Below are 21436 nucleotides of genomic sequence, written 5' to 3' on the forward strand. Positions count from 1 at the left end.
TTTCAGTAGAAATCCATCAAAGCTCCCCGGAAACCAGAACCATGTTGCGTCCGGCGTACTTTGCAGCATATAGCGCCTCATCAGCCCCCGCGTTAATGGCAGCGGAATCTCCATAGACTGAGAGTTGGGCAACACCGCAACTGAAGGTGCAGGAGAAGGTTTCGTCTTTTGCCTGAAAACGGATGGCAGCGAAACTCTCTCGTAGTTCATTTAGAAGTTGAATCGCATTGGCGATGCTGCAATCGGGAAGAATAACCGCAAACTCCTCACCGCCAAATCGACCGACGATGTCTTGTTTCCGCACGCGTTGACTGATGAGGCGCGCAAGGGTAATCAACACCCGGTCACCGAGCGGATGGCCATAGGTGTCATTCACCGACTTGAACTTATCCAGATCAATCATGGCGAAACATAACTCTTCCTGCTTGCGTTGGGCATGGGCAATAGCCGTATCCAGGTGTTCCTTGGTCGCGGTATGGTTGTACAGACCGGTCATGCTGTCACGCACCATGAGTGAGCGGATGATCTTCATCCGTTCGGCACGCACAACTACTGAAGAAACCAGGCGCTCGGGTTTGATCGGCTTGGTCAAAAATTCATCCCCTCCGGTCTGCAAGGCTGCAAACTGTTTGTCGGTATCGGTTTCGCTGGAAAGATACACGATGGGAACACAAAAATAAGAACCGATCTGCCTAATGGCCTTGGCCAACTCCATCCCATTATAGCCCGGCATGTACATATCCATTAAGATAAGGTCCGGCTTGAATTCGATTAATGGCGACATTACCTGTAGTGGATCGTTTACAGTCAGGGTCATCATTCCCGATTCTTCAAGTATCAAGGCATGATATTCGGCAAGTTGCGGGTCATCATCAATAATCATGATCCGGTACGGTTCAGGCTTCAGCGAAGTAGTAAGCTGGCTAAGGGTAAAACAGAGTTCCGTCACATTGAGCGGTTTCACAAAATATGCGCTGGATCCGGCACGCACGGCCGATAACCGGGCGTCAATCGAACCCTGAGTTGAAATAAACACTGTTGGGATCGGGTTCTCACGACCGGACTGAATGGTTTGCATGATGTCGGAACCGCCCAACGGCCGATCGGGAAAGATCATATCCATCACTATCACGTCGGGCGGCGCAGCCCGCACCGCGGTGGCGAGCTGCTCCGGCTCGCCGAAAGAAAGGATTTCGAAACCAAAACAGCTTATCTGCGTTTCCAGCGTCAGACGCTGATACCGGTCGTCATCACAAAGATACACAACCTTTCGTTCCCGGCCAGGGGTTCCCTCTGCGGCTATTGCCAGTTCCTGGACCTGCAACTCCATCCCTTGCATCGGGTCAATGGTGGAAATTTCGTACTCCATCCGGGCGAAATGTTCCTGCATTTTCTGATGCCAGGACCTGTCAGGTGGTGTTGCTGATTGCAAAGCCTCCTTGGCAAGATGCTCCCCCGCCGTAGCCACCGCACTCAACATGCTCATCCGGAACGAAGCAGATGCCCCTTTCAAGGAGTGGATGCGGCGATGCAGATCCTCCAGCGGCGCGTTTCCCTGTTCTCCGAGAACAAACTCGGCATACGAGGCCCGGATTCCTTGCAGCTGCGCGGGAAGCTGCTTTATGTAAGCCTTGCGGATGTTTTTCAGTTTTACCGCAGCGGCTGCCGATTTCGTGGTCAAGACCAGTCATCCTTTAAATGCATTTTCAACCTGCGAATCTTGACAGGTTATGGACGGGCGATAAGAGATTCAACAACCTCCGGCAAAGCCTCCTGAAGCTGTTCGTCCTTGGTGAGTACTGCTTCCATATCCGGATGGGCGATCCTGAGAGGGGCGGCCTCTTCTCCGGTAAGGAGGACAAACGGCTGAGAGAACCCTTGCTTGCGCATTTCAGCAAAGAGTTTGATCCCGTCCATGACCGGCATATTCATATCCGAAACCACCACGCGGATCGCAGGGTCGTTCGCCAGCTTCTCCAGCGCATCCATGCCGCCTGATGAAATTACCGTGTCATAACCGGCCGACTCCAGGATTAGCCCGGTCAGCTCGCCGGTAAATTCGTCATCGTCTACCACCAGAATGTTTGCAGGTGAATCACTCATCTTCTTTCTCCTTGTCGAGGTTGAGACATCGCATAATTAACCAATCAAAGTACGCACCGTTTCAAGCAGATTTGACTGGTCGAAAGCCCCCTTTACGATATAGGCGTTGGCTCCGACCGTTATGCCGCGCTTCTTGTCCGCATCCTTTTCCAGCGAGGTAACGATAATAATCGGGACATTACGGTAACGCTCATCGCCACGCAACCGCTCGGTCAGGGTGAACCCGTCCATTTGGGGCATCTCCACATCGGTAATGACGAGGTCGTAGAGGAGTTCACGGGTTTTTTCAAACGCTTCCTGGCCGTCTTCGGCTGTGACCACAACATATCCATAGGCCTCAAGAATGCTTTTTTCGATTTCACGGGTATTAAGGGAATCGTCTACCACCAGTATGGTCGTTGTCCGCTGTTCTTTGCTCTGGCTACTCCTCTTCGCCGGTTCGGCGATTTCATGCGCCTGGCTTAACAGCTCTGGGATATGGAGGACATTGATGATGCTGTTCAGCTCCCCGACAGTAACTCCCGAGACCATCCGCAGATTCTGGAGGTCGGGGGGGAAGAGGCTTGACCACCATTTCCTCCCGGCCAAGGATCTCGTCGACAATCAGACCGAGTTTTTCTTCGCCATTCCGGATGATGACGATCATCACTTCGTCTTTTTCCGGCGACGCGTCCTGGGAGAGCTTGAGTATGCAGGCCAGCCTCTCCACCGGAATGATCTGTTCGCGCAGACGGATGGCGCGTTTATTCACGATCTCAATGACATCATCGCGCTGCACGGTGAGCATTTCCACGATCGACGTGGCGGGGAGTGCACAGATCTTATCGTTCACAGCTATGAGAAAGAGCGTGAACACGGCCAGGTTGAGGGGGAGGCGGAGAAAAAACGTGGTTCCGCTCCCTTCACGGGTTTCGATATGGATTGCCCCTTTGAGCTCATCAACGATGCTTCTCTTGACCACATCCATTCCCACCCCCGGCCGGAGAGGTCGGTAATGATCGGGCTGGTACTGAACCCGGGCATGAAGATGAGATTGGTGATATCCGCATGTGACATTCTGTCGAGCGTGTCGGCGTCGAACAGCCCCTTGGCAAGGGCTTTTTCGCGGATCTTGCCAGCGCAAAGGCCCTTGCCGTCGTCGCAAAGGGCAATGGTGACACAGCCGCTGTCATAATATGCCGACAGCCTGATGGTCCCCTTGGCGGGCTTGCCGGCCGCAACCCTTTCATCAACGTTTTCCAGCCCATGATCGATCGAATTGCGGATCATGTGCATGAGAGAATCGCCGATCCGTTCAATTATCTTCCGGTCAAGCTCGGTCTCGCCACCGTCAACGATGAAATCGATCTCCTTGCCATGCTCCTGAGAAAGATCCCTGACCGTGCGGCGAAGCGGATCGAACACAGTTGAAAGCGGCTGCATGCGCAAATTGAGAGAGGTCTCCTGAAGATCGGTGATGAGATGATCCTGCATCAGAGATGCGTTATGCATGGCTCTCACTGCCTGGCGCAGAGAAAGGTGCAAGGCGGATCCGGCCTCTATCAATGCTTTGTGCTCACTATTGCTCTCAGGAACTGTGCCGAGTGATTTGGCAATGGCAGCCAGATGAAGCGCTGTTGCGCGTTCGATTTCACGAAGATGCCCGATATGGCGCCTGAATCTGCTCTGTTCGGAGACGATCTCACCCATGAGCCTTATCAGGTCATCGAGTTTCACTGCGTTAATCCGCAGATAATCGACCTGTCTGGGTTTAGCGGGCGGATTTACGGTTTTGCGCTCCTCGGAAGGGGGTTCGGGCGCAGGGGTGGCAGGTGTTGATGCGAGCGGTTTTGCCGCCTCGGTGCCGGTCCCGGCGGCCGGGGCCGGGCTAACGACAGCCGGCATCTCTTCCTTAACAGGAGCTGCCGGCTGCTCCGGCGCCGGCGTAGCCGCAGCCTGCGATGGCCCCGGTGTTTTCAGCGCAGCTGCTGCCTGCGCCAGTTCTTCGCAGAGTGCGGCCGGCGCCTCCGGTGAAGTCTCTCCTGCAGCGATACGATCCAGCATTGCCACGAGTGCGTCCACACCGCGAAAGAGTGAGTTTGAGGCGGCGCCGGACAAGGAAATCCTCTCCCCCCGCACCGCGTCGAGCACATCCTCCATCCGGTGGGCGAGTTCGGCGATGCCCGCCAGCTTGATCATCTTAGCCGACCCTTTTATGGTATGCGCCGAACGGAACAGCCCGTTGATCATCTCGGCATCGCCGGACGCGCTTTCCAGGTTGAGAAGGCCTTCATTTAACCGGGAACAATGTTCTCTGGCTTCATCGACAAAGCGGGCCAGGAATTTTGAATGATCAAATGCCATTATTTATCCGTTCTTCAGGAGCGACAATTTGTGTCGGCAGATAGCCATATACTGTTCGGCATTATAGGACAACGGAAAGTATTCCCTGCTCAGCTCCAGGGACGAACCGTTTTCCAGAACGCGAAGAGCCGCTTCGTATCCGGTTCTGGCGCGATTTTTGTCTCCCTGGCCAAAGAGGATCTCAGCCAGGTAAAAATGGGCCAGCCAGCAGGATGATTTCAGGTAAATCGCCTCGCGGAACCGGCGCTGGGCATCATCATCATCCCCGGAATGACGCGCCGTGACACCGAGCATCAGATATGCTTCCAGGCAGAGCGGGTCGTGGCTGAGGATGGCATTGCACACAGCGACGGCCTCCTGGAAACGGGATGCACTCATGAAAATGCTCCCCTTGAGGGAATGGGCCTTGATAAAGGACCCATCCTGCTCGATGATGGCGTCAAGCAGTGCCAGAGCGTCATCCATGCGTCTGGAAATCGCCAGCTCCAGGGCGTCGTCAAAGAGACTTTTCGGATCACGGCTATTGGTAACAGATGACGCATCGGACGCGGCTACAGCCCTTATGGCCCTGATCCCGGATTGCACTGCTCCGGCAGGAACACCACCATAATTGGTCTGCCGTGACGATCCCGGTTTTGACTGCTCCCGCGGGCTCAGGTTGCGTTTGGCAGAGCGCCGCTCTTCAATAATCACCCCCGGTATTTTCCGGTAGAAAAAGACGGAGTCGCGATTCATAAGGGTCAGGAGCCCAATGTTATGCTGTAAGGTCTCAGTTGCGCCGACGAAGAGGTATCCCCCCTCGTTGAGAATTAACGCCAACCGCCCGAATATCTCCCGCTGCACCTGGGGCGGGAAGTAGATCGAAACGTTCCGGTACAGAATGATATCCGGTTGCTGCATGATGGCGGGATATAAGGCATCCTTGAGATTTACCACCTCGAAGTGCACCTGGTGCCTGATATCTCCGAGCTGGTATGCGCCTGGACCGCACATCTTGAAATAGCGATCCTGGATGGCTTTGTCCATACTCCGGAAAGACCCTTTTCCGTAGATCCCCTGTTTCGCCCTGGCAATGACAGACGAGTCAATGTCCGTCCCGGCTATGTAAAAAAGACGCCCGCTGTCTTCGCCGAAACGTTCGGCCAGCATCATGGCAATGGAGTACGGTTCTTCTCCGGTGGAACATCCGGCGCTCACAATACGCACCGGCCTTGTTTCACGTTGCGACAGGATTTCCGGTATGATCTTGTCGACCAAAAGCTTCAGGTGATCATTCTCACGAGAAAAATAGGTTTCGTTGACGGTCAGCAGTTCAATGAACCGCCGGAACTCATCCTGGTCAGTGGTCAGAAGAGAATGATAGAGTTCCGCCGTATCGATGCCTCGTTGTGACATCCTCTGGGTCACTGCCGAGGAGAGCGTAAGTTCCCGTTCGTTAGTAAAGAACATCCCGCAGCTGCTCAGCAGAAGCTCCTTGAAACGGTCGAGATCCCTGTCGGCTTTCATTGATTTGCGCCTGTCGAGCATATCATTGCCTGCCGCCAACCCTTAGCATCAGCTCAGCGGGGATATCGCCGAGCGGTAACACCTTGTCGATGCAACCGAGTTCAACAGCGCACCGGTTCATGCCGAAAACCACGGAACTTTTCTCGTCTTGTGCAAGAGTATAGCCCCCGGCCTGCTTTATGGCCTGAATGCCGCTGACGCCGTCGTTACCCATGCCGGTTAATATCAGGCCAATGCCCTTCTCCCGATATGCCGCCGCGACCGAAGTGAGCAGCGTGTTGCAGGATGGATTGTAGATCTGCCCCAGATCCCTGTCGCCAAGGAGGATCGTACCCCTCCCGGTTATCCGCATCGAATGTTCGGCAGGGTTGATATAGACTCTGCCGCTAACGAGACAGTCGTCATTGCGAGCCACCGTAACCGTGAGCGGGGTTCCGCTGTTCAGCCACTCCGCCATCCCCTTGGTAAAGCCTTCGGCATTATGCTGGGTGATGACAATAGGCACCGGAAATGTAACCGGCAATTGCGACAGGATACTGTGAATTGCATGCGGACCTCCGGTCGAAGCGGCAATGGCGACGATACTCCCCTTATGCTGAGGCGCCCGTCCCCCGCTTCTTGCCGGATGACCAGACCGTCTCCCCATGACGGCAAGATGCGCGGGAACATCCACCCGGCACAGGCGCCGGATCCTGCTGATAAAGGTTTGCACGTTTTCAGGGGTGATGTCCGGTTTTTCGATGACGTCCAGCGCCCCTTTGGATACGGCATCAAAGGCCGTGCGCACACCGGTCAGAGTGGTTACTACCAGGATCGGCACCGGGTGCTTCGCCATGATCCTTTCAATTGCCTCCAGTCCTCCCATAACCGGCATCTCGATATCCATGGTCACGATATCCGGTTTGAGCAGGGGGACCTTGGCCACAGCCTCGGCGCCATCAACAGCCTCTCCTGCCACTACGATCCCCGGCTCCGACTCAAGGATGGTGCGGATCATATCGCGCACCAGCGCACTGTCGTCAACAATCAGAACCCGTATTGTACCGACCGCTTGCGCCATGAGTTAACAATTCTCCCGATCAACGGGAGTTTCATTGTTGCCGGTCACAGCGCCGATCTTGAAGGTCGAGACCAATGTCCGCAATTGTTCCGACAATTCGGCCAGCTCGCTGGTCACACCGTTTGTCTGGTAAATGGAGTCAGTGGAGAAACGAACACCCTGTTCAATGTCCTTGAGCGCCAGAACCACCTGGCTGCTGGCAATCTGCTGCTGCTGGGTGGAAAGCGATATCTGACGGGCGGCGTTGGCGGTTTCTTCCACACCGTCAACGCTCTCTATCAGCATCACTACCGTATGGGAGGCATACTCCTGGCCTTCCTGAATCAGCTGGGAACTCTTTTCCGAAGACATCACCAGACGATTTACGGAATCCAGGATCTCGGTGATCTTCCCCTCGATCTCGGCGGTTGACTCAACCACGCTGTCAGCCAGGCGCCGGATCTCGACCGCGACCACGCCGAAACGTTTCCCGGCTTCTCCCGCGCTGGCCGCTTCGAGCGCAGCATTGAAGGCAATCAGCTTGGTCTGGTTGGCGATATTGTTGATGATCTCCATAACCTTGTTGATCTCTTTCGATTTTCTACCCAATTCGACTATCTCGCTTAGATTTGCCTGAATGTTCTGGCTGATGTCGTTAATCTTGAAGGTCAGGTTCTCGACCTCGGCAGCGCCATTTTTGCTGTCGGCCAGAGTCTTGTCGGCCCTCTCCACAACACCCTGGCTATGCTGGGCAATCTGACTCGCGGTTGACGAGAACTCTTCCATGGTGGACGATATTTCCACCACTGAACTGGACAGTTGAGTGGCAAACCCGGATTGCTGGTCCATGGTTGACGCAATAGCACCGGAATGTGAGTGGATTTTATCGGTAATCCCGGACAGTTTGACAATAATATGATGCAGCCTGCCGATATGCTCGTTGAACCAGCGGGCAAGTTCTCCCACTTCGTCGGCAGTGGTCACCGGTACTGAGGCGGTCAGGTCATTGTCAAAGTTTTTGAGCCGGCCAGTAATGGTTTCAATAGGGCCGGCAATAAACCTGTTAACCAGGAAAAATGCCATAATCTGCATGAGAACCAGAACGGTCAACGATATTGCAATGTACTGGACAATACTGTTCGAGACCTCCTGCCTTATGGTGCCGCGTTCCTTGAGTACCGCTTTCTCGACATCGTCCACATAGATACCGGTGCCAATGATCCAGTCCTTGCCAGGAATGGCCTTGGCAAAAGAGATCTTCGGCTTCATTTCCTCCTGCCCGGGCACCTTCCACATGTAGTTAAGAAAGCCCTCCCCCTTTTCCCGGCAGACCCTGGTGATCTCCCGCAGGATATAGACGCCGTTGGGGTCCCGGAGGTCGCTCTGGTCCTTACCCTCCAGACGGGGATCGGGATGAAGGATCATGACGTTTTTGAAATCGTTGATCCAAAGATAGCCGCTCTGGCCGTAACGCAAGCTCCTGATGACTTTTTTGGCGTCTTCGGCAGGCAGCCTTTCCACAACCCGTACCGCCATTTCCACATAGCCCTTGATCTGTTGCTTTCTTTCGGAGAGAAGTGTCGCACGATACGCTGCAATCCTTTCCTCTCCACGGGAGGTAATATTCCTGATGGAGATGACCGAAATGACGGCCGCAATCGAAAAAACGCATATAAGCGTTAATCCCAGGACCTTTTTCCGCAGCGAAATTCTCATGTTGCCCCCCTCGTCACTGTTCTGTATTCACTACGCAGATGGAATTGACATGTTCCTCGTTGCCTACGAATATGCGATGTCAGACCGTCGTTCCCGCAACAAGCGGACAAAATCCACCAGCAGGATCATCCGGCCGTCTTTCACCACGACCCCCCACAGCCCTTTACGCAGGGTAAAAGGCTCCAACAGTTCCGGAAAGGGCCGAATGTCATCCGTGCAGAATCCCGCGATATCTTCCATCGAGTCGATGATCACCCGGTATGGCCGGGGATCGCCGGTCCTTATCGTGACAATCACCGGCGCTTGATACGTAACCGCTTCGTCACCGAAAGCCAGCTCTTCGTGAAACCAGAATAGATCGTCGTCCTTCTCCCCCTCATAGGGGATCATTTCAACGGCCTGTTCGGGGTCGATCGCGAAATGAACGCCTCCGACCGAAAAGAGGAACAGATTAAGGTTAATACCCCCCTGGTCAATCATAGCGAGACGCGGGCCGCCAGTTTATCGATATCCAGCAGCGAGACCATTTTACCGCCATGATCAATCTCACCGATCACCAGATCGCGAGCAGCGCCGTTGAGTGTTGACAGCGGGGCCTTTACCTCGCTCAGCGGGATATCCACGACGTCCTCAATGGAATCGATCATGACACCGGAGCGAAAATCTCCCCGGACGGCCATGGCAATCAGGCTTTTGTGTGGGTCGGCCTTCCCCTCCCCCAGGAAATAGTGAATGTCGATGACCGACTCGATATCACCACGCACATTGATGAGACCGGGAAGAAACTCGGGAAGACCGGGCACCCAGGCGATTTCGCATGAAGTAAGGATCTCTCTGATATCAGAACCGTAAAATGCGTACCGGTTGCCGCCCGAAATGAAGACCACGACTTTGACCCGCTGCTCTTCGACATCAATGACTTCTTTTGAATTATGACGCCTTTTTATATCGCACAGGATCTGTTCGCTCTTGAGCTGTTCATCAGATGCGTCCATCGCTGTTTCTCCCTTAACCGATATGCACGCCATTTATTTGCTGCTCTAAGCAATTATCGGTATAAGAGCTTTAAACATTAATGAATATTGGGAGAAACTAAATTTTTCCGGGAAAAATGGAACCATCGCGGCGGGGACAAAACCACTTGAATTCATGCCCGGGGAAATCATAGGGAGAGAATCCGCCTGAAAGCGATTAGCCGCGGCTAACTACGGTCAAATGACCAATAGTGGTGACCCGCGAAAATGTGCCGGGCTTTAAGCAAAATTCTCTGTTAACCTCAACGCTGTCGCATTCTTGACTAATATAGTGCGGTTGATCGGTGCAGCGTTCAAATTGTCGTTGCAATGGCGGCATGATTCATGCTTTAATGAGAAACTCAAACGGCTGAATAATAACAAGTAAGGAGTTATGACCCACGGTCAACAGCTCTGAATCAGGTAAAATGACAGTTAAACGGCTCCGGACAATCTTTATCCCCCTGCTGCTGATACTGGTTATCAGCGGCATCAGAATTGCGAATTTCTGGGACATCTCGGATATCCACAATGCCCAGACCCTCCATATCGATCAAGCCGACCCCTTCGCCGGCGATTTGGACAATACCAAGAAAAAGCAGCTCGTCTTACCGGTTTTAGCCTTTTTCACCAGCGTATTATCACTCCTAAAACCTGCAAGCTACATTCTCACCCCTGTATTCATCTTCCTTATCACCCCCCTGGCATTCATTGCCCTGGCTCTCCCTTCCCGCGCCTCACCAGCCTGACCCCTTTTTCCATACCGCTGCAATCCTGACAACCGGCCGGCAACTCCGGTCATCTATCCGTGCATGCAAGGCAGGACTTTATCTTTAGTGCTCCATTGCATGCGGATCTTACAGCGCTCCCTGATCAATTTATCAGGAGAAAAGGTGACGTCATCATGGGGACTATTGAACCAATTAATAAGAATTCGCAGAGTAAACGATTTACCGAGATAACCATCAAAGACCAGGAAACATCAATTATCGAAGACACCTACCTGCTTGCAGCATTGGTAACCTTCGACCCGACCATCAAATACTCTCCTCTCCAGGATCCGTCCGGCAAGGTTTCTTTTGAGGTTTACGGCAAGATTGCCGACAAGATGGGGCAACTCTATGCCGGGGATTCAGCGTCGCTCAAGACCTATATCAGCAACCTGAAGAGTCTGAGATCGGCCATCTTCGCCCTGCGCAGCACCCATCAACGCCGCAGAAACAATTTCTAAACAAACTTATGTATTTCAATATTGGCAAAGGAGTTTGCACCATGGGTAAATTCATAACCGGAAAGGTCGGGAGGAGGGATAACCGGGCAAAGCTGCGCCTGATACCGATCTTTACCCTGCTGACAAGCATCTTCATGTTTCAGGGCTGGCACAACCCAGCCCGGATTATTGCCGGGCCGCTGATCCACAACAGCGCCAATCTCGGCACCAAGTACGGCACCTGGGGGACAACATTCGACTGCTCGACCTGTCATGTGCGCGGTAGCTCGAATGTGAAGAGGGTCGCTCAGAACGTTGCTACCCCAACCGGGCCGAGAAATGTGGTATTTCTCCGTATGACCGCATCGTCTGCCGCTATCCAGGGTGTTTTCGGCGATGACCAGCGTTCCTATGCCCAGAACGCCTCAACCAATATCTGCGAAGTCTGTCACCACAACACCGCCTACCACCAGTACAGCTCTACTAAGATCACGGCGCTGAACAAAACGCACGAGAACCGCCATGATTGTGTCAGCTGCCATGATCACAGCACCGGGTTCAAGGCCGGTTGCGACGGTTGCCACGGCAATCCGCCGGTAACCGCCAATATCGGCGGCGGCGCGCTGAACGGCCTGGCATCGCCGGCCACCGGGGCTACCAGCCCTGCCAGTCCCGGCGCCCATGCTGTACATGTGCAGACCGAAGGGATGAAATGCGCCGCCTGTCACAGCGGTACCACCATGCCGACAGTGAGCAACAGCATTCAGATGGGATTTGTGGTCAACAACGCCAACTGGCCCGGTTTTAGCGGCAGCGCCTCGTTCGGTTCTTTCAGCGGTCATGCCCCGCTCAACGCCCCATACACCGGCTTCGTCGCCAGTGCTGCCGGGACGACCGTCAACACAAGCGCCGCCTACCGGAACTCATGCAATGTTTACTGCCACGCCAACTGGACCGGCAGCAACGGCACTTTCAACCCATCCTGGACCGGCGGTTCAGCGCAGGCCGCCTGCGGCAGCTGCCATGGAGCTTCCGCCTCCCAGCCACCGCTGACCGGGAGCCATTCCAGGCATGCGGCGACAACAGGATATGCCTATTCCTGCACCAAGTGCCACCCGAATGCCTACAAAGGGGCGGCTGTAAACTTCGGCCATATCGACGGCAACGTCCAGTGGCGGCTCAGTTCCTCAACCAGCGGGCCGATAACCGGCAGTTCCGCCTACCGCAGCGCCAACAACGGCGCTACCGGCGCCATTGCGCCAAGCGCAAGCTATGGCCAATGCGCCAATATTTACTGCCACAGCAACGGCCAATCCCCGGTTACCTACACCAGCCCGACCTGGGGGAGCACGCTTCCTGCCGATTGCTCCGGATGTCACGGCACCGCCACCAGCAACACCCTCTCCGGCAAACATAGCAGCCACCTCAACCCGGCCAGCAACGCCACGCTCGGCCTCGGCAACGGCTTTAACTGCATCGCCTGCCATGCAAAGACCGTGAGCAGCAACACCGCCATCGGCACCAGGTCAAACCATGTGAACTCCTTTATCGACTACTCGGGCGCGAAGGCAGGCGGCAGCGCCCGCTACAGCACGGCGACCAAATCGTGCGCCAACATCTATTGCCATAGTAACGGCAACCCAAGCGCCATCGTCTTCATCAGCATGACCGGCAGCAAGACCTGGACCGGCGCTGCGAACCTGGGCTGCAACGGGTGCCACGGACGCAGTTCCGCTCTGGGTGCGCCTGACTACGCCAACGGCGGCGCAGTGCCTGCCACCACGGCCAACAGCCATGCCAAGCATGTGGCAGGTGCTGCCAGCACCACCATCTGCAGCGACTGCCACCAGAAGACCGCCAGCATGACCACTGCCGGCCGGTTCAAGGACTATACCGCCGCCAACTATCACCTGAACGGCACGCCCAATGTCTACTTCAACAGCGCCAATGCCGGCGCAACCGCTACCTGGAACCAGGGGAGCGGCATCTGTAACAACGTCACCTGCCATGGCGGAACCGGCAGCAGCGCCACCTGGGGCGCCACCCTCAACTGCCAGGATTGCCACGCTAACGGCGCCTCCGCTTCTACTGCTGACTTCGGCGCAACTTTCTGGAGCAACGGCTCAATCTCCAAATTTCAGATGACCGGCTACGGTTCCTGGGCCAGCAAGGGCCATGGTCGGCCGCTCGGCAACTACTCCGGCTCTGCCAACCCGGCCGCCAACTTCGCAGTCCAGGCCAGGCAGTGCGAGTATTGCCACGATTCTACCGTCGGCCACAAACTGTCGTCAAACCCGTTCCGGCTGCTGAGCTACTCCACCGCCAGCTATGGCCGTAACGCTCCCTGCCTCGTCTGCCATTCGGCCAGCGGCGCCGGTGTGACAGTGAACGGCACCCTCAAGAAGAGGACCACCTCCAAGGCGATCGAAGCCGATCACTACGGCACCAAACACACCACGGCCCTTAACGGCGGTCAGTTCTGCTGGGATTGCCATGACCCGCACGGCACCAGCAACACCAACCACTACATGGTCCGCTCGAACCTGGCTCAGGTCTCCAACCCCAGCACCAGCGGCCCGACAACCCTGACCGCAACTGCCACTGTTTTCCGGCTCTCGGCAACACCGACCGGCACCGACTACGCCAAGAGCGCCACACCGTTCACCGGCGTCTGCAACGTCTGCCATACCACCACCGGCCACTACACCCAGACCGCCGGCGACAGCCACAACTCCACGACCCGCTGCACCAGCTGCCACAGCCACGTAGGGAGCAGCCACGGCAGCGATGCCTTCAAGCCGACCGGCGGCCACACCGTCCCGTATTATGGTTCGACTCACAACAGCGCTGCCGGGGCAAGCCCCTTCTCTTCGTGCACCGGCTGTCACACCAATACCAAGAGCGCTTCCTATCCCTATCCGCAGGCCGTGGGCGTAGCTCCCGACTGCCAGAATTGTCACACCAAGGCTGCACCGGTGGGCAATACAACCACTGGCTGCTATTCGTGCCATGGCGCCTCCGGAGCGACCGGAACCAACATCGGCCGGCCGGCTACTGCCAACACCACGTCGTTCCCGGACCGGCGGGGTCAGCATGCCAGAGGCGAGCATAACGTCGCCTGTACCACCTGCCATGCCTGGGGAACCGGCAGCACCAAGCACGGCTGGTCAAACCGGAAGAAGAGCTTCAGCGCCTACAGCGCAGTGAAGCAGAAGGTTACCGTCTGGAGTGTGCCGAGCCCGGGATCAGGGACACGAGCCACCAGTTCCGGCACCTGCAGCGGCACGCCGTCAACCGGCTGCGGCAGTCACGGAACCAGCTGTTACTGGTACTGATACACCCTTGGAGCAAACATCGCGGAAGAAGGGCCGGATCCCGGCCCTTCTTTCCGGAACAACGGCAGATACATGAATAAAACGAATTACTCCGGCACGAGCAGCAGCGGCCCGGAGCCTGAAGCATGAAGATAACAGTTTGGAGCGCGGCACTGGCAACGGCAATCATTGCCTGCATAGTCTGCCTGCCGGTGTTAAACAACCAGTTCGTGGCCTGGGATGACGTCCAGCTGATCTCCCGGAACAGCCATTTGTCAGCGATAAACTCAGATTTTTTCCGCTGGGCGTTTCTCGATCAGTATTGGCTCCTCTGGATGCCTTTTACCTGGCTCTCCTTTGCCATCGATTATCAAATCTGGGGGATGAATCCGTTTGGCTTCCATCTGACCGGCCTTCTGCTCCATGGATTCAACACCTTTTTTGTTGCCCTGCTTACGGTGCAGGTGGTGAAAATCTCATCCCGCAGCAATAATGTCCGCCTTGAAAGCAACGTCCTTATATTCTGCGCCCTGGTCGGCGGCCTGCTGTTTGCCCTTCATCCTCTTAAAGCCGAACCGGTGGCCTGGGCAACAGAACGCAAGGGGCTTCTTAACGCCGCCTTTGCCATTCCGGCTTTGATGGCCTACCTGAGTTTTGCCTGCCGACAGTCAGAGCATCCCACATCCCTGGCCCAACGCTTAGCCAGCCGCTCCTACCTGACGGCGCTGTTCCTGTTCCTGTTGTCGCTCCTGTGCAAGCCAATGTCCGTTACCCTGCCGGTGGTGATGATCATCCTCGACCGATTTCCGCTGGGAAGGTTTGCCGAACGGCAGGCGCGCCGCGACCTGTTTCTGGAAAAGATCCCCTTCCTGGCCGGTTCAGGCATCGTTTCCCTGATAACCATCTACCTGAAGCCGGTCAGCGATATCTCGTTCAGCGAGATAACCCTCTGGTCACGGCTCTATGTAGCCTGTCGGTCGCTGATCGAATACCTGCGGCTGATGATTCTGCCGAATGACCTGATGGCGCTCTATGACCACCCCGGCAACAGCGTTCCGCTCCTCTCCTGGCAGTATGTCTGGCCGATCCTGCTGGTCGTAGTGATCACGGCCGGTTGCATCTACCGGGCGCGCACCGACAAGTCATGGCTGACAGCCTGGCTCTGTTATGTGGCGCTCCTGCTGCCGGTGCTCGGTTTTACCCAGAACGGCGGCCAGGCCATGGCCGACCGGTTCATGTATCTACCCGGGATCGGTCTGACCATTCTGGCCACTGCCGGCAGCGCCAGCCTCTATCAGCACCTGAAGAAAAAGACAATGGGAAAAGCAGCCCTGATTGCCGGGATGATCGCCATGTTGGCCGGTTATACCTGCGTCGCCCAAAGGCTCATCACCAGCTGGCATGACACCGAAACCCTCTGGACGCGGGCGATAACTGCCCGCCCCCATCAGGCCGGCCGGGCCTATTATCAACGGGGGCTGTACTGGCTTGACAGAGGCGATTATTCGCGAGCCGCTGCCGACGCGTCCAGGTCGCTGGAGATCCTTTCCGGAATTGGCTACACCAGGATTGCCAAGGTCTACAGCCTCAGGGCCGAGGCCTATGAAAGAATGGGGATGCGTGATGAATCGACCAGAGACATGGAAATGGTCAACTCACTCCCGTCGGCATGGGCACCGCAGCACTGACGAGGTTACTGTCATGACTCAACTTACACCGCAGGCCAGATTTTAAAGAATATTGAGTAGATCATGCCGAACAAGTTAAAAGAAATCATCATTTCCCGGCTCTTGGTAATCGCTGAAATCCTTGCGGTAATTGCTAGCGGAATTGTTGCCGATATCATCCCTCAGCGGTTTCAGAGCAGTGCTGACCAGATTTCCCAATGGCGGACCCTGCATAGCGGGCTGATCCCCCTTGCTGACCTCCTGCAGTTGCACTCAGTCTATACCAGCTTCTGGTTTGTGTTGGTAATCGCGCTGGCAGGTATTTCTCTGGCCGTCTCCTCTGTCGACCAAATCCGGCTGGCCCGCAACAGAATCAAGGTGGTGGTCACGTCCGGCCAGGAACTGGCAACAATTAACGAAATCAAACCGGAGCAGTTAAGAAGGATCGCTGCGGCCGGATACCGACCACAGCCGGTTGGGCAAGACAGAGCATTAAAATTTATCCGCTGCTCCTGGGGATACTGGGGCACTGCGCTATTCCATATCGGCATGGTAGTGGTAATCGCAACATCGCTGGTTATTGCCCTCACCGAGCGGCGGGGGGCGCTCATGATTGCCCAGGGTGAAACTCTGGCCCCCACCGACGAATGGACCAACACCGAAGAGGGGCTATTGGCCGGGAAACTGCGCCTGCCGGCAACGTTTCGCTTCGACGACCTGCGAATCACTTATGATAGCCGGAATATCCCGGAACATATCGAATCACTGGTGACCTTTATCAGGAGCGGCTCGCAGGAGCAACTCAGCGTTGCGGTCAATGCGGTCGCCCGGTACCAGGGGATGCGGATTTATCACGCCAATGAATATGGCGATGCCTTCAGCCTCGAATTCATTGCGCCGGATGGCAGCCGCCACCTGGAAAAACTGCTGATCGAGCACCCGACCGGGCTGAAGGAGGCCGGCTACCTGGATACCAAACTGCCATGGCTCCCCTTCACCCTGTCGCTCAAATATTTTGCCGACTTTGAACATAAGTCAATGAACAGCCCGAACCGGCAGCTCATAATGCGGCTTATGACTGAAAAACAGGAGAGAGCCAGGGCAACCCTGATCGCCAACCAGAGTGCAAGGCTGGGCGATTATCAGGTCCGGCTGCTCAGGGTGGACAAGTGGGCCAAATTCACCTTTGTCGATGTCCACGGCATGGCGGCGGTGTTTGCCGGATTCGCCCTGATGATGCTGGGGGCGTTGCTGAGCTATATGACACCGCCACGGGAGCTGTTCATCGTGCCGCAAGAGGACAACCGTTATTCCGCCTACTGGCGGTCAACCAAGTTTGCCGAATTCTACGCCGAAGAGCGGGCAGCGCTCGTCAGCATCCTGGAGTCAGCCGCATGATCAGAAATCGGGACCAAAGGAGCCGGACATGAGTCTTACAACCTATGTCACCGCGGTATGGGGAGTTGTCATCATCTATGTGCTGGCAACGGTTGCCAATGTCAGCGGGGTCATTTTTGCCAAGAAACGGCTCGAACTGATGAGTTACTGCGGCGCCTGGATCGGGCTCACCCTGCACACCGTCATTATCGCCTTCTGGTGGCGCGAAGTCGGCCACGGCCCTTACATGGCGCCTACCGAAGTGCTCTCTTCCGACTCCTGGATGGTGATGTTCTGCTTTCTGGTCTTTCTCAGGCTCTACCCGCGCATTCGTGAGGCAAGCATCCTGGCATTCCCCGCGACATTCCTGCTGCTGGCGCTGTCGCTGTTCTACAACCCGGGAATCCGTACCCTGCCGACCACCTTCCGCAGCATCTGGCTGGTTATCCATATCGGCCTGTACAAGGTATCCCTGGCCACCCTGATCATCGGGTTTGCGTTTTCCGTGTTCTATCTGCGCAAATCCCGAAAAAGTTCGCCATGGCTGGAGCGTCTCCCTGATTGCCCGACCCTCGATGTCTATGCCTACCGGTTCGCCGGGTTCGGGTTCATATTCTGGACCATCGGCATGCTGGCCGGATCGATCTGGGCTTACCAGTCGTGGGGGCGCTTCTGGGGATGGGACCCGGTGGAGACCTGGTCGCTGATCACCTGTCTGCTGTTCGGCATCTACCTGCATCTCCGGCGTTTCTTCCGGTTGCAGGGAGCACGGGCAGCCTGGTTTTTTATCATCTGCTTTCTGGTGTCGCTGCTGGCCATATTTGTCATGTCGCACCTGAGCACATCAATACACTCGCAGTATTTCAAGTAGTCATTCCGGTGAAGCGCCGAGCAGCACTCAACTAAAGGAGCAAAGATGAAGATCAAACGCATTGCACTCATCACCCCGCCGTACCATTCCGGTGTCGTTGAATCCGCCGGCACCTGGCTGAATGTGGGGTTTGTCTATATCGCCGGGGCGCTCCGGGCCGCCGGTTTTGAAGTCGATTATTACGATGCCATGTCTCTGTGGCACAAATGGCCGGATATCCAGAAGCGGATCGAGGCGTTTCGGCCCGATGTCGTTGCCACTACCTCATTCACCGCTTCGATCGTGCATGCCATCAAACTCTGCGGCCTGGTCAAAGAGATCGATCCCCGCATTGTCACGGTTATCGGTAATGTCCATGCAACTTTCAGCTATGACGAGATGCTCACCCACGATCACGACAAGATCGATTTCATTGTCAGGGGCGAAGGTGAGGTAACGCTCCCCGAGCTTCTGACCTGTCTCAATAGCGGCGATGACCCGGCCAAGGTCCCCGGGCTGGCCTTCTGGCAGAACGGTGGGGTACAGGTCACGACAAAGCGCCCCTATATCCAGAATCTCGATGCTCTGCCGACCGCCTGGGACCTGGTGGAGTGGCCGATTTACAGCTACCGGGCCAAGAACAACGCCCGGCTGGCCATTGTCTCCACATCACGAGGCTGTCAGCAGAAATGCTCGTTCTGCTCCCAGCAGCTGTTCTGGGCCCAGACCTGGCGCGCCCGCAGTCCGGAGAACGTGGTGGCGGAACTGGAACTGCTCAGCCAGCGCTATGGTGTTGAGGTGGCCATGCTGGCCGACGAGATCCCGACCTTTGACCGGGAACGCTGGGTCAGGATTCTGGGCCTGATGACCGAACGCCAGGTGCCGGTGAAACTGCTGATGGAGACCAGGGTGGACGATATCCTGCGCGATGCCGATATCATGGACAGATACCGGCTTGCCGGTGTCGAGCATATCTATGTCGGGGTCGAGGCCGGCAAACAGGCGACCCTCGATCTTTTCAAGAAAGAGACCAAGGTCGAGCAATCCAAGCAGGCGATCGACCTGATCAACAATGCCGACATCGTCTCCGAGACCTCTTTTGTACTCGGGATGCCGGATGACACTCCCGAGACGATTGCCGAGACCGTAGAACTCGCCAAGCATTACAACCCGGACATGGGCTTTTTCCTGGCCATTGCGCCCTGGCCCTATTCAGACCTCTACCCTGAACTGGAGCCGTATGTGGCGACCAGGGATTACCGGAAATACAACCTGGTGGAGCCGGTGGTAAAGCCGAAAAATATGACCCTGCAAGAGCTGGAACAGGAGCTGGGCAAGGCGTCGCAAAGATTTTTCATGCACAAGTTCCAGAACCTCCATAAACTCTCGCCCTGGAAACAGGAGTTCATGCTGTCGGTACTCGATCTGCTGATGAACCATTCCTATCTGGCCGGCCAGATGAAAGAGGCGATGAAGAGCGGCAAAGAGATGCCGAAAGAGGTCAAACAGATGATGCATGCCGTCAAGAGCCATAGCCATGCCATGCCGCATGCGGTAGCACCGATCCCGTGAAGCCTTTCCAGGGGGGTCTGCTAGATCTGACTTAAAATGGGAAGAGCGTCAGGTTTCATCTGTTACGGGCTGGACTAGAGTCCCGCCCTTGGAGTAACCCGAACTGCGTGGTCCAGGCAGAATTCCCGGCACAGCCCGCAGCCGGTGCAAAGCAGGTAGTCAAAAACGGGCTTCTCATCCATAACCCCGGTCATCAGCGCGCCTGTCGGGCAGATCGCAACACACCCCTGGCATCCGGTGCAACTGCTGTTGTCAAAGGAGACACAGGTGTCGAAATGCGTCCTTACCAGTAGTTCCAACTCCAGGGAGAGCCTGCTTCTGGTACGGTTCAGCAGTTCCCGTCTCATCGGCAGCCGTTTTCCCGTATAATCGGTGCGCTGTTCGGTTTGCTCCCTGGTGTTCGAGAGTATAACCGCTGCGTTCTGCAACAGCACCTTGCCGAAAGATCTGAAGAAGCTCCGCCGGTCTACAGATTCGGCGCGGCACTTGATATCCTGTGCCGATTCCGCAAGGACGATACAACAACCCTCATCGGACAACCCTGACGCTGAAAGGGTATTCAGCCGCTGTGCGAGAATTGCAAGCATGGCACTATTCGGACAGTCCCCGCACTGTGAAAGGTTGAGCGTCAGCCTGCCGTCCAGTGCATGGCAGAGCGCAAAGAGATGTTCTTCGGAAAGACTGCCCAGGCAGGCCATTGTCGCATGTGAACATTCGTTCGTACGGACACAGCCCAAAACGGGTTCTGGGACCCTGGAGAGTTGCGCCAGGCAGGCTGAAAAATCGCTACCCTGTTCCAGTGCCCCGGCGGGGCAAACAGCGGTGCAGAGAAGGCAGCCGCGGCATTGTTTGGAATTGATGGAGAGTCCGTCGTCAAGAGAGACCGCTCCATTCGGACAAATATCGAGACAACGCCGGCAGCCGCTGTCGCTGAACCGCATCCGCAGACAGCGAGAGCGATCAATCCTCAGGTCGTCCCGGCTCCCGGTAAGATTGCTGCTGTCAGGCATGTTCTTTGGCTGTCAGCGCTTCGTTGTCCGCATTGACAAATGCGGCGGTACAACGGGCCACTGCCTGGTAGAAAGGTGATTCTCCATCATCGATTATGGCGCGGGTGAACGGCTCCAGCCATGGCAAAAGATACGTTGCCAGGAACTCCCGCTGCAATCCCGCCAGGCGATCGACCTCGTCGCGATTATCCATTACAACCGCTTCGCGCTCCTCGTGAGCCAGGTAAGACAAGAACTCAAGTTCAACAGCGATATGATCCGGCAGTTCATGAAAATCATCGGCAAGCCGCAAACCGCAGGATTGGTAGAATGCGGCCACCCTGGCGGTGGATTCACCCATGACGGTTCTGGCGTCGTCCAGATAGAGCGAACCGTACGGCGGAGCAACCAGGTGAAAGGGACCGATGAAAAGACGGGCGTGTTCCACCATCAAAGGCTCAAGATCCGCACCCATGGTCTGTTCGGCTTCACGGGCACACTGCGCGGCATCCGGAATAGCCTGATCAAGAAGAACCGCCAGCAAAGCACAACAATTCTCCTCAAGCAGCTCCTTCGTCGGCGGGTAGTAACATGCCGCCAGCAGGCGGTAGGCGTCTTCACGGAATGTGGTGAGTGATTCGATGTCTGTCATATCTGGTTGATCCCGGGCTTCTGAAAATAATGGCTGTGGTTGAAAAGAGAGCGGGATGGAGCCTGCGCCCCACCCCGTCACAATG

Annotated in this window: 19 protein-coding genes; 7 read left to right on the plus strand and 12 right to left on the minus strand. The window is 55.9% G+C overall.

Annotated elements, in window-relative coordinates; all coding sequences use genetic code 11:
- Window positions 1–16: 16 nt before the first annotated feature.
- From OR1_RS06665 to OR1_RS06700, 10 genes are all read right to left on the minus strand, one after another.
- Window positions 17–1681, minus strand: a complete 1665-nt coding sequence (locus tag OR1_RS06665; protein ID WP_041970856.1) for a diguanylate cyclase — start codon at window positions 1679–1681, stop codon at window positions 17–19.
- A gap of 47 nt (window positions 1682–1728) precedes the next feature.
- Complete coding sequence (locus OR1_RS06670) at window positions 1729–2103, minus strand: response regulator (protein ID WP_041970857.1); 375 nt, start codon at window positions 2101–2103, stop codon at window positions 1729–1731.
- A gap of 36 nt (window positions 2104–2139) precedes the next feature.
- The gene (locus OR1_RS20645) at window positions 2140–2634 is read right to left on the minus strand and encodes a response regulator (RefSeq protein ID WP_052440302.1); all 495 of its coding nucleotides are present in this window, start codon (window positions 2632–2634) and stop codon (window positions 2140–2142) included.
- Window positions 2552–2890 (minus strand): chemotaxis protein CheW, encoded by a 339-nt coding sequence (locus OR1_RS21435; protein WP_237754252.1) that lies wholly within the window; start codon window positions 2888–2890, stop codon window positions 2552–2554. Before OR1_RS21435 ends, OR1_RS20645 begins: the two co-directional genes overlap by 83 nt.
- 47 nt (window positions 2891–2937) lie before the next feature.
- The gene (locus OR1_RS06675; protein ID WP_052440303.1) at window positions 2938–4446 is read right to left on the minus strand and encodes a chemotaxis protein CheA; all 1509 of its coding nucleotides are present in this window, start codon (window positions 4444–4446) and stop codon (window positions 2938–2940) included.
- Window positions 4447–4449: 3 nt separating this feature from the next.
- Complete coding sequence (locus tag OR1_RS06680; protein ID WP_160295220.1) at window positions 4450–5952, minus strand: protein-glutamate O-methyltransferase CheR; 1503 nt, start codon at window positions 5950–5952, stop codon at window positions 4450–4452.
- 22 nt (window positions 5953–5974) lie between these two features.
- Window positions 5975–7012, minus strand: a complete 1038-nt coding sequence (gene cheB / locus OR1_RS06685; RefSeq protein ID WP_041970859.1) for a chemotaxis-specific protein-glutamate methyltransferase CheB — start codon at window positions 7010–7012, stop codon at window positions 5975–5977.
- A 3-nt stretch (window positions 7013–7015) separates the two neighbouring features.
- Window positions 7016–8707: a methyl-accepting chemotaxis protein gene (locus OR1_RS20650; protein ID WP_052440304.1), complete on the minus strand. Its 1692-nt coding sequence runs from the start codon at window positions 8705–8707 to the stop codon at window positions 7016–7018.
- A 63-nt stretch (window positions 8708–8770) separates the two neighbouring features.
- Entirely contained in the window at window positions 8771–9187 is a 417-nt protein-coding gene (locus OR1_RS06695) for a hypothetical protein (protein WP_041970860.1), read from the minus strand.
- On the minus strand, window positions 9184–9702 hold the full coding sequence (locus OR1_RS06700) for a chemotaxis protein CheW (protein ID WP_052440305.1): 519 nt from the start codon (window positions 9700–9702) through the stop codon (window positions 9184–9186). Before OR1_RS06700 ends, OR1_RS06695 begins: the two co-directional genes overlap by 4 nt.
- 446 nt (window positions 9703–10148) lie before the next feature.
- On the opposite strand from OR1_RS06700, the gene OR1_RS06705 reads away from it, so the two are divergent.
- The 7 genes from OR1_RS06705 (at window position 10149) to OR1_RS06735 (ending at window position 19710) form a co-directional block, all read left to right on the plus strand.
- The gene (locus OR1_RS06705; RefSeq protein WP_041970861.1) at window positions 10149–10469 is read left to right on the plus strand and encodes a hypothetical protein; all 321 of its coding nucleotides are present in this window, start codon (window positions 10149–10151) and stop codon (window positions 10467–10469) included.
- Between the two features lie 155 nt (window positions 10470–10624).
- On the plus strand, window positions 10625–10951 hold the full coding sequence (locus OR1_RS06710) for a hypothetical protein (protein ID WP_041970862.1): 327 nt from the start codon (window positions 10625–10627) through the stop codon (window positions 10949–10951).
- A gap of 41 nt (window positions 10952–10992) precedes the next feature.
- Window positions 10993–14265 (plus strand): CxxxxCH/CxxCH domain-containing protein, encoded by a 3273-nt coding sequence (locus tag OR1_RS06715; RefSeq protein ID WP_041970863.1) that lies wholly within the window; start codon window positions 10993–10995, stop codon window positions 14263–14265.
- 125 nt (window positions 14266–14390) lie between these two features.
- Window positions 14391–15932 (plus strand): hypothetical protein, encoded by a 1542-nt coding sequence (locus OR1_RS06720; RefSeq protein ID WP_041970864.1) that lies wholly within the window; start codon window positions 14391–14393, stop codon window positions 15930–15932.
- A gap of 63 nt (window positions 15933–15995) precedes the next feature.
- Entirely contained in the window at window positions 15996–17309 is a 1314-nt protein-coding gene (locus tag OR1_RS06725; RefSeq protein ID WP_041970865.1) for a cytochrome c biogenesis protein ResB, read from the plus strand.
- A 28-nt stretch (window positions 17310–17337) separates the two neighbouring features.
- Window positions 17338–18159 carry a cytochrome c biogenesis protein gene (locus OR1_RS06730; protein WP_041970866.1) on the plus strand — a complete coding sequence of 274 codons (822 nt, stop codon included), beginning with the start codon at window positions 17338–17340 and terminating at the stop codon, window positions 18157–18159.
- A 45-nt stretch (window positions 18160–18204) separates the two neighbouring features.
- Window positions 18205–19710, plus strand: a complete 1506-nt coding sequence (locus OR1_RS06735) for a B12-binding domain-containing radical SAM protein (RefSeq protein WP_041970867.1) — start codon at window positions 18205–18207, stop codon at window positions 19708–19710.
- Window positions 19711–19784: 74 nt separating this feature from the next.
- On the opposite strand, the gene OR1_RS06740 is transcribed toward OR1_RS06735, so the two are convergent.
- Entirely contained in the window at window positions 19785–20720 is a 936-nt protein-coding gene (locus OR1_RS06740) for an ATP-binding protein (RefSeq protein WP_041970868.1), read from the minus strand.
- Window positions 20713–21351, minus strand: coding sequence for a molecular chaperone (locus OR1_RS06745; RefSeq protein ID WP_041970869.1), 639 nt, complete (start codon window positions 21349–21351; stop codon window positions 20713–20715). Before OR1_RS06745 ends, OR1_RS06740 begins: the two co-directional genes overlap by 8 nt.
- Window positions 21352–21436: the final 85 nt, after the last annotated feature.

The sequence above is a fragment of the Geobacter sp. OR-1 genome (assembly GCF_000813145.1).
Taxonomy (GTDB): domain Bacteria; phylum Desulfobacterota; class Desulfuromonadia; order Geobacterales; family DSM-12255; genus Geoanaerobacter.

Coding starts and splice junctions, on each gene's coding strand:
- OR1_RS06730 (WP_041970866.1), top strand. CDS start 17,338: ATGAGTCTTACAACCTATGTCACCGCGGTATGGGGAGTTGTCATCATC.
- OR1_RS06695 (WP_041970860.1), bottom strand. CDS start 9,187: ATGATTGACCAGGGGGGTATTAACCTTAATCTGTTCCTCTTTTCGGTC.
- OR1_RS06710 (WP_041970862.1), top strand. CDS start 10,625: ATGGGGACTATTGAACCAATTAATAAGAATTCGCAGAGTAAACGATTT.
- OR1_RS20645 (WP_052440302.1), bottom strand. CDS start 2,634: ATGGTCTCGGGAGTTACTGTCGGGGAGCTGAACAGCATCATCAATGTC.
- OR1_RS06735 (WP_041970867.1), top strand. CDS start 18,205: ATGAAGATCAAACGCATTGCACTCATCACCCCGCCGTACCATTCCGGT.
- cheB (WP_041970859.1), bottom strand. CDS start 7,012: ATGGCGCAAGCGGTCGGTACAATACGGGTTCTGATTGTTGACGACAGT.
- OR1_RS06700 (WP_052440305.1), bottom strand. CDS start 9,702: ATGGACGCATCTGATGAACAGCTCAAGAGCGAACAGATCCTGTGCGAT.
- OR1_RS06705 (WP_041970861.1), top strand. CDS start 10,149: ATGACAGTTAAACGGCTCCGGACAATCTTTATCCCCCTGCTGCTGATA.
- OR1_RS06740 (WP_041970868.1), bottom strand. CDS start 20,720: ATGCCTGACAGCAGCAATCTTACCGGGAGCCGGGACGACCTGAGGATT.
- OR1_RS06670 (WP_041970857.1), bottom strand. CDS start 2,103: ATGAGTGATTCACCTGCAAACATTCTGGTGGTAGACGATGACGAATTT.
- OR1_RS06725 (WP_041970865.1), top strand. CDS start 15,996: ATGCCGAACAAGTTAAAAGAAATCATCATTTCCCGGCTCTTGGTAATC.
- OR1_RS20650 (WP_052440304.1), bottom strand. CDS start 8,707: ATGAGAATTTCGCTGCGGAAAAAGGTCCTGGGATTAACGCTTATATGC.
- OR1_RS06720 (WP_041970864.1), top strand. CDS start 14,391: ATGAAGATAACAGTTTGGAGCGCGGCACTGGCAACGGCAATCATTGCC.
- OR1_RS06675 (WP_052440303.1), bottom strand. CDS start 4,446: ATGGCATTTGATCATTCAAAATTCCTGGCCCGCTTTGTCGATGAAGCC.
- OR1_RS06745 (WP_041970869.1), bottom strand. CDS start 21,351: ATGACAGACATCGAATCACTCACCACATTCCGTGAAGACGCCTACCGC.
- OR1_RS06680 (WP_160295220.1), bottom strand. CDS start 5,952: ATGAAAGCCGACAGGGATCTCGACCGTTTCAAGGAGCTTCTGCTGAGC.
- OR1_RS06715 (WP_041970863.1), top strand. CDS start 10,993: ATGGGTAAATTCATAACCGGAAAGGTCGGGAGGAGGGATAACCGGGCA.
- OR1_RS21435 (WP_237754252.1), bottom strand. CDS start 2,890: ATGCTCACCGTGCAGCGCGATGATGTCATTGAGATCGTGAATAAACGC.